We start from the raw sequence: 12,569 nt of genomic DNA, 5'->3' as shown, positions 1-12,569 counted from the left end.
TTCTACCTCGACTGGGCGACCGTGGCCAAGGACGCGTGCTCACCTGACCCCGGCGGTGCGCAGCGTGGCCAGGACCAGGGCGCGGGTGACGGTGACGATCTCGCTGACCGGCACCTGTTCGCGGGGGCCGTGGGCGAGGCGTACGTCCCCCGGCCCGTACTGCAGGGTGGGAATCCCCGCCTCGGCGTAAAGGCGCAGGTCACTGCCGTAGGGCGCGCCCCGCTCGGCCGGCCGCGGCCCGCCCGTCACGTCGGCGTGCGCGTCCGCCACCAGCGCCGCGAGGGGGTGCCCGGCCGGCAGCCGCCCGCTGGCGAACTGCCCGCCGGGCCAGGTCACGGTCGCCGGGTGGTCGCGCAGCCACGGGTCGCCGGCGCAGGCCTCGGCCACGCACGCCGCCAGGTCGGCGCGGGCCGCGGCCGGGTCCTCGCCGAGCCGGACCCCGAGGCGCCCCTCGGCGACCAGCAGGTCGGGCACGCTGCTGGCCCAGTCACCGGATCGCACCGTCCCGACCGACAGCGGGTAGGGGACGGGACAGTCGGCCATCAGCGGGTCGGCACCGGCGTTGCGGCGTTCCTCCAGCGCCGCGAGGGCGTGGTGGATCGGCAGGTACGCGTCGATCGCGCTGACCCCGGCGTACCGGGTGCTGCCGTGCGTCGCCCGTCCCGGCACCTCGATCCGGAACGTGAGCGCCCCGGCGTTCGCGATCATCAGCGCGCCGCTGGTCGGCTCGGTGATGATGCACGCGTCCCCGGTGTGCCCGCGTTCCAGCGTGCCGAACGCGCCGAGCCCGCCGTCCTCCTCGCTGACCACGAAATGCGTCGCCACCCGGCCGCGCAGTCGCACCCCGGCCGAGCGGATCGCGGCCAGCGCGGCGAGGATCGCGACCACGCCGGCCTTCATGTCGCAGGCGCCCCGGCCGTGCACGACGTCACCGGCGACCCACGGCCGGAACGGGTCCCCGGCCCACTGCCCAAGATCTCCCGGGGGTACGACGTCAGCGTGCCCCTGCAGGACGAGCGTCGGCCCGTCGTCACTCTCGCGGGTGATCCCGACGAGTCCCCACGCCTCGGTCCGGGGTGCCTCGCCGCCCGGGAAACCGGCGTGCGCGCGCAGCCCGGCCAGGTCCATGGACCACAGGTCGATGTCCAGGTCGAGCCGTCGCAGGTGCCCCGCGAGCACGTGCTGCAGCTCCGACTCGGCGTCGGTACCGGTCACGCTGGGCACGGCGAGCAGCTCCAGCAGGATCCCGGCGATGGCCGTCTCGTCGACCCCGGCCAGCGCGGCCGCCTCGACGTCGCTGATGTTCGCCGTCATCGCTGCATCCTCCCGTTGTTCCGACGTCCGGGACCCTACGTCTCCGCGGGCGGCTCGTGAAGGTCGCGAGGTAGGCTGCGACGATGCGGCTGTCGGGGATCGTCGACACGGCCGGTGGACTGGGCCGGCACGACCATGTCGGCTGGGCGTTCGCCCGGTCCGCCGACTTCCGTGCGGTCGCCGGGCAGTTCCTCGACGACGGCCTCGCCTCGCAGGAGCGGGTCCTCTACGTCGCCGGCCCCGGCACGCCCGCCCCGGCCGTCCTCGACGACGCGGTGGCCGACGGCCGGGCCGAGGTCGCCTCGGTCGCCGAGTTGTACGGCGCGGATCGGCCGGTGGAGCCGGAACGACAGGTCAGCACGTTCGCCGCCGAGGTCGAGCGGGCCCTCGCCGACGGCTGGACCGGGTTGCGGGTCGCCGCCGACATCACCTCCCTGGTCCGCACCGAGCGGCAGCGGGCCGCCTGGATCCGCTACGAGCATCTCGTCGACGCGTTCATCGCCGCGACCCCGCTCGCCGGGCTGTGCGGGTTCGACCGGCGGGTCCTCGGCGAGGCGGCCCTGGCCGAGGTGTCGTGCCTGCATCCGGCGCTGACCCCGGACTCCAGCGACTTCCGCCTCTACACCACGCCCGACCCGGACACGGGCTTCGCGCTGGCCGGCGAGATCGACCCGGGCAACCGGCGGACCCTGGAGACCGTGCTGCGGGAGGCGCACCCCGCCCCGCGGGACGGGCGGATCACCGTCGATGTCACGGCACTGACGTTCGTCGACCACCACGGGCTGGCGGCGCTGGCCGACTACGCTGCCGAGCGGGGTGTGACCGCGGTGATCCGGGCCTGCCCGGGCAGTGTGCCGAAAATGATCGCCGATCTGGTCCCGATGAGCGGTCTGGAAGTGCAGGTGGTGTCCGCATGAGATCCGGCGCGGCTGCGGGGCATGCCGGCTATTTTCACGAGACCGCGTTCTACGACTCCGATGAGCAGTTCCTCGGTGTGATCGTGCCGTTCTTCGCCGACGGGCTGGCCGCCGGCGAGCCGGTGATCTCGGCGTTCGCCCCCGCGAACCAGGGCCTGGTGCGGGGCGTGTTCGGTTCGGGCAGCGGCATCCGGTTCCTCGACGGCGACGAGCACTACTCCCGGCCGGCCGGGGCGATCCGTGGCTACCGGAAGCTGTTCCGGGAGTATGTGGCCGGTGGCGCGGATCAGATCCGGGTGGCCGGTGACGTCCCGCACCCCGGGGTCGGGTCGCCGTGGGACTGGTGGGCGCGCTACGAGGCCGTCGTCAACCACGCGTACCACGACTTCCCGGTGTGGGGCATCTGTCCGTACGACACCCGCACCGCCCCGCCGGATGTCGTCGCCGAGGTCCGCCGCACCCATCCGCACGTCGCGCACGCCCACCGGCACGCCGACAACCCGGCGTTCGAGGACCCGGCCGAGTTCCTGCGGGCCCGGTCGGACACCTGGCGCGACCCCCTCGAACAGCACCGGCCCGCCCTGGATCTGTTCGCCCCGAGCACTTCGCAGGCGCGCGCCGCCGTTGCCCGGGTCGCCGCTGGTCTGCCCGCCGAGGACCTGAACGGCCTGCTCCTGGCGGTGAGCGAGGCCGTCACCAACGCTCTGATCCACGGCCTGGCGCCGGTGACGGTGCGGGCCTGGACGGGGCCGGGTCGCGTCGTCGTGACCGTCACCGACGCCGGGCCGGGGCCGCGGGCGCCGTACGCCGGTCTGCTCCCCGCGGACCGGCCGGCCGGCAGTGGCGGGCTGGGTTTGTGGATCAGTCATCAGGTGTGCGCGTTCGTGGGCATGCACCGCGGCCCGGCCGGTTTCACCATCCGGCTGATCGCCGGCGACCTGGCCTGACCTCGGCCTCCGTTGAGAACGGGCTGGACAGGGCCGCGCCCGGGCCGGTAATTTGCTTACGACCGTGACACCACCGGAGGAGGTGAGACCCCATGACCTTGGTATCGATGTGGGTGCTCCCCCTGCCGTCACGGCCGGGCGGCTGACGTAGGGGTCGCCGGGAGCACCACTCCCGGAAGGCACAACCCCATGTTTGACGTGATCATCACCGGCTGCGGTCCGACCGGCGCGACTCTCGCCGCCGAATTGCGACTTCACGACGTACGCGTTCTGGTCCTGGAGAAGGACACCGAGCCGGGGTCGGTCGTCCGCATCGTCGGCCTGCACATTCGCAGCCTCGAACTGATGGCCATGCGTGGCCTGTTGGAGCGCATTCTCGAACGCGGGCGGCGACGCCCCGCGGGCGCCTATTTCGCCGCGATCGACAAACCGGCGCCCGCCGATCTGGACTCCGCGCACGCGTTTCTGCTGGGCATTCCGCAGCCGGTCGTCGTTCAGCTGCTCGAGGACCATGCGGTCGCCCTGGGCGCCGAGGTCCGGCACGGTACGACGGTGACCGGCCTCGACCAGGACGACGACGGCGTGACCGTGACGCTGGGCAGCGGGGAGAAATTGCGTACGCGCTATCTCGTCGGTTGTGACGGCTCACGCAGCACTGTTCGCAAACTGCTCGGCGTCGGATTCCCCGGCGAGCCCTCGCGCAACGAGACGCTGATGGGCGAGCTGGCCATGAGCGCGCCACACGAGCAGATCGCCGCGACGGTGGCCGAGATCCGGGAATCCGAGAAACGGTTCATGATCGGTCCGGCGGGTCCCGGCGTCTACCGTGTCGTCATTCCCGCCGCGGGTGTCAGCGAGAGCAAGGAACCACCCACGCTCGACGATTTCCGGAGGCAGTTGCGGGCCGTCGCCGGAACGGATTTCGGCGCCCGTTCCGCGCGCTGGCTGTCCCGTTTCGGCGACGCCACCCGGCTGGTCGACCGCTATCGGGTCGGGCGGGTCCTGCTGGCCGGCGATGCCGCCCACATCCATCCGCCCATCGGCGGGCAGGGGCTGAACCTCGGCGTTCAGGATGCGTTCAACCTGGGCTGGAAGCTGGCCGCACAGGTCCGCGGCTGGGCACCGGACTCCCTGCTCGACTCCTACCAGGCCGAACGTCATCCGGTCGCCGCGGACGTGCTCGACAACACCCGTGCCCAGACGGCGTTGCTGGCCGACGAGCCGGGCGCGCGGGCCGCCCGCCGGCTGCTCACCGAGTTGATGGAGTTCGACGAGGTGAACCGCCACCTGCTCGAGAAGATCAGCGCGATCGGGGTCCGCTACGACTTCGGCGACGGTCCGGCCCTGCTCGGCCGCCGCCTGCCCGACGTCGACGTGAAGCCGGGCCGCCTCTACGACCTGTTGCGTCACGGCCGTGGCCTGCTGCTCGACCGCACCGGGCAACTGACCACCGGCGGCTGGTCGGACCGGGTCGACCACCTCGCCGATCCGGCCGCGGCCGTGGACGTCCCGGCTCTCCTGCTGCGCCCCGACGGGCACGTCGCGTGGATCGGCGACGACCAGCCAGGACTGGATCAGCAGTTGAGCCGCTGGTTCGGCGACGCCGCCGTAGTCCGCACGAACGGACTCTGGTGACCACGGTCCGGTCCGCACTCTACTGGGGAGGACAAGGCACGACAGGGAACACGAAGGGAGAATTCGACATGGCGAACACCCTGCAGCCCTGGCCGGAGGTCATGAAGGGCGCCAAGGAACACCCCGTTCCGACCCTGCAGTACCTGCTGCGGGCCCGCGGGCACACGGTGGTGGTCGACGGTCTGTTCGGCCCCAAGACGGATGCCGCGGTGCGCAGTTTCCAGAGCGAGAAGGGCCTGTCGGTCGACGGCATCGTCGGCCCGCGCACCTGGGGCGCGCTGGTCATCGAGGTGCGGCGCGGCAACGAGGGCGACGCCGTGCGCGGCGTCCAGGAGGAGTTCCAGTTCCGCAACCTCTCCGGCGACCCGTCGAAAGGCCTCACGGTCGACGGCGTCTTCGGACCGAGGACCGAAGCCGCGGTACGCGGGTTCCAGACGGCGATCCACGCGGACGTCCCGTCCATGGTGGTTGACGGTGTCGTCGGCGCGATGACCTGGCAGGCGCTGGTCAGCGGCATGCTTTCGTTCTGATCGGGACGGGCGGGCCGGCACGGTCGGTGCCGGTCCGCCCGCTCGTCAATAAAAGAGTTTAACTATTAGGACTGTTTACCTTGCGGTGACAGTCATCGATACCTGAGGATGTACGCCAAGCGGCGCCGCCCTCCCCCGCCCCTGCGTCCCCGAGGTATCCACGTGGCCAGAAAGCTGCTCGAACGCGCCCTCGTCGCGACACTCGCCCTGCTCACCGCGGTCGCCACCGGCCTGTTCGTGCGCACCGCCGAAGCCGTCGCCGCCACACCGTTCAAAGTGCTCGCGTTCTACAACGGCACCTGGGACGCCGCGCACATCGACTTCGACAAAGAAGCCCGGGACTGGTTCCCGAAGGCCGGCGCCCAATACGGCTTCACCTGGGAAGCCACCACCGACTGGAGCCGCCTGAGCGCCACCGGCCTGGCCGGCTACCAGGTGATCATGTTCCTCGACGACGGCCCGCCGGCCGAACGCCGCGCCGCATTCCAGCAGTACGTCCAGAACGGCGGTGGCTTCCTCGGCTTCCACGTCAGCGCGTTCACCACCGAGGCAAGCTCGTGGAGCTGGTACTACAACACGTTCCTCGGCTCCGGGAACTTCGTCTCCAACACCTGGGGACCGACCGCCGAAACGCTGAAGATCGAGGACCGGAACCACCCGTCCACCGCCGGGCTGCCCGCCACCGTTCAGTCGTCGGTCAGCGAATGGTATTCGTGGAGCAACGACCTGCGGCAGAACCCGGCCATCGACATTCTCGCCTCCCTGGACGCGTCGACCTTCCCGGTCGGCAGCGACCCGAACCAGCAGTGGCGCAGCGGTTTCTACCCGATCATGTGGACCAACAAGAACTACAAGATGCTGTACGCCAACTTCGGCCACAACGGCATGAACTACGACACCAACACGCGGACGTCGTCGACCTTCGACAGCGCGCAACAGAACCAGTGGCTGATCCAGGGCCTGTTGTGGCTCGGCGGCCAGAGCACCACCACGCCGCAGCCCGCATGGCACGCGCTCGTCAACAAGAACAGCGGCAAATGCGTCGACGCCCGCTCCGCCGGAACCGTCAACGGCACCGCCATCCAGCAGTACACCTGCAACGGATCGACCGCACAGCAATACCAACTCGCCACCACGAACAACGGTTACGTCCGCATCAACAACCGCGGCAACGCCACCCAGGCCCTCGACGTGACCGACGTCTCCACCGCCGACAATGCCAAAATCCAGACCTGGACGTACGGAGGTGGAACCAACCAGCAGTGGCAACCGGTCGACGAAGGCAACGGCTACTACCACTACCTCAACCGCAACAGCGGCAAATGCCTGGACGTGCCCGCCGCCGGCACCGCCGACAGCGTCCAACTCGTCCAGTACACCTGCAACGGCACCGCCGCCCAGAGCTTCCGCCTGGAGTGACCATCCCGCCGTAGCCCGCTCACGGTGTGCCTCGATCGAGCAACCTCGGCACACCGTGAGGACCGGCCGCTGGAGGTGCGACCACCTCACCGTGCTCGACCGGGCCCTGGCTCAGATCCCCGACGCACACCGTTTACGGCACCCCGATCCCTGCTGCCCGGCGATTCGGCTGGTTCCCGTCACGCCTCCTCGCCCGCATGCGAGGCTTGCGCGAGCAGCACCTGGACATCCGATTCAGCCCCGGCGCCGCGTTCACTGAAAGAGGGCGGGCGGTACCGGCAGCAGTTCCTCCGGGAACTGGCCGGCCGAGGTCAGCCCGGCGACAGGCCGGCGACAGGCCGGCGGCAGCGGGATCTTGCCGGTTGTTCACCGGCCCGGGGTGAACCGGACCAGCGGGGCGGCGTGATCGGTGTGCAGTTCCGGGCCGGTCAGCAGAAGCTCGGTCGCCGTCACGCGGTAGTTCGCCGGTTCCGCGTTCACCAGCATGTAGTCGATACGGTGGGCGGTGCTGTCCGGGGGCAGGCACTCGATGCGGTAGGTGGGCCGCCGGTCGCCGGCGAACGGGTCCCACCAGCCGTCCGCGACGATCTCCGGATAGAGCGCTCCGTCGGCGGAGATGTTGAGGTCGCCGCCGAGGATCCGCGGTTCCGGACCGGTGAGAGCGGCGTAAAGCTGACTGAGCTGGGCGCGCTGGACGAGATGGTGGCGGTTCCCGGCCGACCAGTCACCATCGGAATTCGACGTGAGCTGGGTTGTGGCCAGCAGCGTCGCGCGACGGGTGAGCCGGGCACTCAGGACGCCGCGGACCAGGTTGCCGGTCATCACCCGGGTCCGGAAGGCCGGGCTGCCCCGCCGGGCGCGTACCCCGCGGAACCGGGTGAACCGGGCCGGCCCGAGCGGGTCCCGGGAACAGATCACCAGACCGCCGGCCGGACCACCGAGTGTGCCCCGCGTCCACGCGACATGCGGCAGCCAGGGCATGCTGCGGGTCAGCGCGCGAAGAGCCTTCCGCGTCCAGACCTCCTGGAGCAGGACGACATCGGCGGATGCCTCGGCCATCGCCATGCCCAAGGCGCCGGCGCGCTCCCGCAGCGGGGGCAGGTCGTTGCGCAGGCCGGTGCAGACGTTCAGCGACACGACGACAAATTCGCTGGGCATCAGGCCATCATGCCCGGCCAACCGATCGGGCCTACCGGTGCGCGCCCGGCCCGCGGGGATGGTTGCGGCGACCGTGCCCGGCCGGCGGGGTCATCCCGGGTGTGGCGGTACGACGTTCGAGAAATGCAGGCGGCGCCCGCCTGGAACCGAGCGACGGCCGCCGCACTGATCTGCCGCCGTCCGAGCTGGGGAGCAGCCTCGCCTTGAGGGGGCACGGTATGGTCCGTCGACATGGGCGCAATCAAACCGTGGCACCTGTTCTTCTGCTTGATCGTCGTGCTGCTCGTTGGCGGCGTGGTGGTGGCTCTCATCAGTGCCGGACGGAGGAAATAGTGACTTCTGGGCGGGGACAGCGGCGGGCTTGCAGCGGAGCGTGACGTCCTCTTGGCCGTGCATCGCGTGCGGCCGGGCCGGTCAGGCGCGCTCGCCGGAGGAGACCGAACCGGAATCGAGGAGACTCAATCGGCGCAGGTGAACGGCAAGTGAACATCACTGATACGCTCCGCCGTGCCTTACCCACACGGAAGGACAACGGGTGAAGAAACTCCTCAGTATTGCGTCCGTTCTCGGACTTTCCCTCAGCGCCGCCGTCGCCGCGGCCGCGCCCGCCTCCGCCGCCACCGATCGGAGTGGCGCGGAGCGGTTGAACATCCCGAACAGCAGCGCGTGCCGGGCCGGCCGCACGGTTCTGGAGGGCATGGTGGCCGGTCCGGGCGGCCAGCTCTACATCATCTTCTCCAAGGGCAGCGCCGGTGAGCCGGTCCTGTCCCGCTGGCTGCGCGACGGCTCCACCTGGGACGGCTCCAGTTGGGTCTGCTCCGGCGCGCCGGTCTCCATGCCGGAGCTCGGCCACGGCAACGACCTCGCCTACAACCCGAACTACCTGGGCGGCGGCCCGGCGTTGATCGCCACGCAGGGCAGCCAGACCGCGTTCCCGGACGACGACGTGACGATCGTCCACCTGGGCAGCGACGGTTCGATCGGGTCGACGCAGGTCGTCGACCTGCCCACCGGCAACATCAGCGGGCTCTGTTACAGCGCGACGGCGGCCGGCGGCGCCGGCAAGTACGCCGCCCGGCGGCTGGGCAGCCTGTGGACTCACCCGGGTTCCGGTGCGCTGACCAGCGGCTGGACGCTGGTGGAGAGCAGCCTGACGAGCCACGACAACCGCTCGGACCAGGGCATCGACTGCTCCGAGAACTACATCTGGAACACCAAGTCGATCAACGACTCGTCGGCGGACACCGGCTGGAACTGGATCTACCAGTACAACTGGTCCGGCGGTGACGTGGAGAGCGACATCGGCGTTCCCGGCAACGACCTGACCGACGAGATCGAGGACATCACCCACGTCGGCAGTGAGTTCTTCGTCGGCATCAACCGGAACGGTGGTCTCGCCGACTCCGTGAAGGTGCTCACCGAGTAGTTCGCGGCCCGCCGCCGGCCGGTGCATCACGTCACCGGCGGCGGCGGATCCGACGGTCAGAGTCGGTCGAACGCGGCCCCGCCCTTCACGGCGAACGCGTCTGCCTGCCGCGAGATCTCCAGCGCGCCGTGCCCGCTCAGGTGCGCCGGCGGGCGTTGCTGCCGGCAGCCCATCCGAGCAGCTCACGCCGACTCCTGATCGCCCTGGAAGGGTCCGCGCAGAGGCGGCCAACCGCCACCAGAGGCCGGCACCCGGCTGTTGACACATCGAGATCAGTCGAATAAACCTTGTTTCCATTAAGTGACTGACAACGATGTCACCGTGGAGGCAGCGTGTTCAGATCCCGTACTGTCGCAATGCTCTTAGGGGTTGCCCTCTCCGTCCCGATCGGCGCCGCCGCAGCTCAAGCCGCGCCCACCCCGCTCGTCGAGGACCCCGCGGCTCTCGTCGACCCGTTCATCGGCACGACCAATCTCGGCAACACCTACCCGGGCGCGGTCACTCCGTTCGGCATGCTCGCGTGGAGCCCGCAGACGTCACGCGGCAACCAGTTCTCGACCCCGGCGCCGGGCGGCTACCAGTACACCGCCACCAGGATCCGCGGCTTCAGCCTGACCCATCTCAGCGGCGTGGGCTGTTCCGGCGGCAACGGCGACATCCCGATCATGCCGCAGGTCGGTGACGTCACCACCTCCCCCACCGCGGATGCCACGGACGCGACGTTCGCCAGCACGTTCGCGCACGCCAACGAGTCGGCCGCGCCGGGCTACTACTCGGTGAAGCTGGACAGCGGCGCGGGGGCGGAACTCACCGCGACCCCGCGCACCGGGGACGGCCGCTTCACGTTCCCCGCCGACAAACCGGCGAGCCTGCTCTTCCGTACGTCGTTGTCGGAGACCGGCAGCGAGAACGCCGCCGTCCACCTCGACCCGGCCACCCGGACCGTCACCGGTTCGGCCAGCGCCGGCAACTTCTGCGGCCCGCAGAGTACGAACAACAGTCACGCCTACTACACGCTGCACTTCGTCGCCGTCCTCGACCAGCCGTTCGCCACGACCGGCACGTGGAAGGACACCACACTCACCCCGGGCGCGACCGACGAGACCGGTGGCAGCGGATACAGCGCGACGGGCCGGCCGAACGCGGGCAAGGGCTCCGGCGGGTACGTCACGTTCGCACCCGGCACGACGAGTGTCGGCATGCGCGTGGCCGTCTCGTACGTGAGTCTCGACGGCGCCCGCGCGAACCTGGCCCGCGAGAGCGGCAAGCGCAGCTTCGAGCAGATCGCGAGCGCCGCGCGGGCCGCGTGGACGAGCAGACTGCGGAAGATCGCGGTCGGCGGCGGGACCGAGGCGCAACGGCGCACCTTCTACACCGCGCTCTACCACGCGCAACTGGAGCCGACGCTGACCAGCGACGTCGACGGGAAGTACATGGGTGCGGACGGGACGGCTCACGCCGTACGCGGAAAACAACGCGCTCAATACGGAACGTTCTCCGGTTGGGACGTCTACCGGGCTCAGGTCCAGTTGCTGACTCTTCTCGACCCGTCGATGGCCGGCGACTATGCCCAGTCGCTCTACAACTACGCCGGCCAGCGGGACGGCGAGTGGGACCGGTGGCTGCTGGTGCACGGCAAGACCGCGGTGATGTCCGGTGATCCGGCTGCGGCGGCGGTCGCGGCCATGCACGCGTTCGGCGCCCGTGACTTCGACGTCAAGGGCGCATTCCGTTCCCTGGTACGGGCGGCCACCGTCCCCACCGCGAACGACTCCAGTGACGCCGGCTGCAACGTGGAGTGTGTCGGTCAACGGCCTGCGCTCGACAAGTATCTGCAGCTCGGGTACGTCCCCGCCGACGACTGCCACTGCTGGGGCGGCGCCGCCGAAACCCTCGAGGACGCCGCCGCGGACTACGGTCTCTCCCGGCTGGCACGGGCGTTGGGTGACCGTACCAACGAAAAGCTCTTCCTGGATCGCTCGAAGAACTGGCGCAACGTCTTCGATCCGGACGCGAAGGCCGACCCGGGGCTGGAGCACAACGTCCGGGAGCAGATCGCGACGATCACGGCGAGCGGCGAGAACGGGACCGCCGAGGGGAAGGCCAAGGCGTTCGACGGCGACAAGGGCACGAAGTGGCTGACGTTCGCGACGACCGGCTGGATCCAGGCGCGGCTCAAGCAGCCGCAGACGGTCACGAACTATGCGCTGACCAGCGGCAACGACGAGCCGGGGCGGGACCCGAAGGACTGGGAACTGCTGGGCAGCGACAACGGGACCGAGTGGACCGTGGTCGACCGGCAGACCGGGCAGACGTTCGCGCAGCGCGGGCAGACCGTCGGGTACACGGTGGCCGACCCGAAGCCCTACCTCTACTACCGGCTGAACGTGACCGCGAACGGTGGCGAGGACATCGTGCAGCTCGCCGAGCTGGAGTTGGCCGACCCCGCGGTGGCCACGCCGACCCCGACGGACGGGCCGTTCGCCGGCTGGATGCGCGACCGTTACGCCGACGGGACGTGGGCGCCCGGGTTCAGCCCGTCGACCGGGACGGGGTTCGTCGAGGGCAGCAGCGCGCAGTACACGTGGATGGTCTACTCCGACGTGCTCGGGCTGGCGCAGGCGATGGGCGGGACCGCGAAGGCGGCCGAGCGGCTGGACGCGTTCTTCCGCAAGCCGGACGGGACGTTCGACCTGAGTGCGTCGAGCGGCACGCGGTTCGACGCGACGAACGAGCCGGACATCCAGACACCGTACCTCTACAACTACTTCGGACAGGCGTACAAGACGCAGGAGACGGTCAAGGCGATCATCGACGGGCGCTGGAGTGACGGCACCGGCGGCATCCCCGGCAACGACGACGCGGGCACGATGAGCGCCTGGTATGTGTTCTCCGCCCTCGGCCTCTACCCGACCGTCCCGACGCGCGCCGAACTGGCCCTGACCACGCCGTTGTTCCCGCGCGCGATCGTCCACCTGGCCGGCGGCCGGACGCTGCGGATCGACGCGCCGGGCGACGGCTCGTACCTCCAGGGCCTGCGCCTCGACGGCAAGCCCCGCCCGCAGGCGTGGCTCCCGGCGTCAGCCGTCCACGACGGCGGCCACCTCGTCTACACCCGCTCCACCACACCCAACCTGATCTGGGGTTCCCGCCCCGCGGACGCCCCGCCGCAGAACTGACCCAAACCGACGATCAACCCCGTTTCCCGGTACGTCGTGAGCCC

9 protein-coding genes and 1 pseudogene are annotated in these 12,569 nt (G+C 70.3%); 8 read left to right on the top strand and 2 right to left on the bottom strand.

What is annotated here, in order from left to right:
* Positions 1–39: 39 nt before the first annotated feature.
* Positions 40–1,314 (bottom strand): ArgE/DapE family deacylase, encoded by a 1,275-nt coding sequence (locus tag ACH442_RS34705; RefSeq protein WP_396342294.1) that lies wholly within the window; start codon positions 1,312–1,314, stop codon positions 40–42.
* Between the two features lie 83 nt (positions 1,315–1,397).
* Between ACH442_RS34705 and ACH442_RS34700 the strand changes: the two genes are divergently transcribed.
* From ACH442_RS34700 to ACH442_RS34675, 6 genes and pseudogenes are all read left to right on the top strand, one after another.
* Positions 1,398–2,231, top strand: a complete 834-nt coding sequence (locus ACH442_RS34700) for an MEDS domain-containing protein (protein ID WP_396342293.1) — start codon at positions 1,398–1,400, stop codon at positions 2,229–2,231.
* Positions 2,228–3,178, top strand: a complete 951-nt coding sequence (locus tag ACH442_RS34695) for an anti-sigma factor RsbA family regulatory protein (RefSeq protein WP_396342292.1) — start codon at positions 2,228–2,230, stop codon at positions 3,176–3,178. The genes ACH442_RS34700 and ACH442_RS34695 overlap by 4 nt, the downstream gene beginning before the upstream one ends.
* 189 nt (positions 3,179–3,367) lie before the next feature.
* Positions 3,368–4,813, top strand: coding sequence for an FAD-dependent monooxygenase (locus ACH442_RS34690; protein WP_396342291.1), 1,446 nt, complete (start codon positions 3,368–3,370; stop codon positions 4,811–4,813).
* A 68-nt stretch (positions 4,814–4,881) separates the two neighbouring features.
* Entirely contained in the window at positions 4,882–5,343 is a 462-nt protein-coding gene (locus tag ACH442_RS34685; RefSeq protein ID WP_396342290.1) for a peptidoglycan-binding protein, read from the top strand.
* Positions 5,344–5,505: 162 nt separating this feature from the next.
* Positions 5,506–6,762 (top strand): ThuA domain-containing protein, encoded by a 1,257-nt coding sequence (locus ACH442_RS34680; protein ID WP_396342289.1) that lies wholly within the window; start codon positions 5,506–5,508, stop codon positions 6,760–6,762.
* Between the two features lie 79 nt (positions 6,763–6,841).
* A pseudogene (locus ACH442_RS34675) lies at positions 6,842–7,064 on the top strand (IS1380 family transposase); the annotation flags it as partial.
* A gap of 64 nt (positions 7,065–7,128) precedes the next feature.
* On the opposite strand, the gene ACH442_RS34670 reads toward ACH442_RS34675, so the two are convergent.
* Positions 7,129–7,920 carry an endonuclease/exonuclease/phosphatase family protein gene (locus ACH442_RS34670; RefSeq protein ID WP_396342288.1) on the bottom strand — a complete coding sequence of 264 codons (792 nt, stop codon included), beginning with the start codon at positions 7,918–7,920 and terminating at the stop codon, positions 7,129–7,131.
* 535 nt (positions 7,921–8,455) lie between these two features.
* Between ACH442_RS34670 and ACH442_RS34665 the strand changes: the two genes are divergently transcribed.
* Together ACH442_RS34665 and ACH442_RS34660 are read left to right on the top strand one after the other, a co-directional pair.
* Entirely contained in the window at positions 8,456–9,346 is an 891-nt protein-coding gene (locus ACH442_RS34665) for a hypothetical protein (RefSeq protein WP_396342287.1), read from the top strand.
* 356 nt (positions 9,347–9,702) lie between these two features.
* Positions 9,703–12,525, top strand: a complete 2,823-nt coding sequence (locus ACH442_RS34660; RefSeq protein ID WP_396342286.1) for a GH92 family glycosyl hydrolase — start codon at positions 9,703–9,705, stop codon at positions 12,523–12,525.
* Positions 12,526–12,569: the final 44 nt, after the last annotated feature.

This window comes from Actinoplanes sp. NPDC020271, assembly GCF_044388125.1.
Classification (GTDB): Bacteria; Actinomycetota; Actinomycetes; order Mycobacteriales; family Micromonosporaceae; genus Actinoplanes.
Note: the sequence above shows the minus strand (reverse complement) of the source record. Positions and strands in the feature narration are given on the sequence as shown.

Coding starts and splice junctions, on each gene's coding strand:
- ACH442_RS34695 (WP_396342292.1), top strand. CDS start 2,228: ATGAGATCCGGCGCGGCTGCGGGGCATGCCGGCTATTTTCACGAGACC.
- ACH442_RS34690 (WP_396342291.1), top strand. CDS start 3,368: ATGTTTGACGTGATCATCACCGGCTGCGGTCCGACCGGCGCGACTCTC.
- ACH442_RS34670 (WP_396342288.1), bottom strand. CDS start 7,920: ATGCCCAGCGAATTTGTCGTCGTGTCGCTGAACGTCTGCACCGGCCTG.
- ACH442_RS34705 (WP_396342294.1), bottom strand. CDS start 1,314: ATGACGGCGAACATCAGCGACGTCGAGGCGGCCGCGCTGGCCGGGGTC.
- ACH442_RS34660 (WP_396342286.1), top strand. CDS start 9,703: ATGCTCTTAGGGGTTGCCCTCTCCGTCCCGATCGGCGCCGCCGCAGCT.
- ACH442_RS34700 (WP_396342293.1), top strand. CDS start 1,398: ATGCGGCTGTCGGGGATCGTCGACACGGCCGGTGGACTGGGCCGGCAC.
- ACH442_RS34685 (WP_396342290.1), top strand. CDS start 4,882: ATGGCGAACACCCTGCAGCCCTGGCCGGAGGTCATGAAGGGCGCCAAG.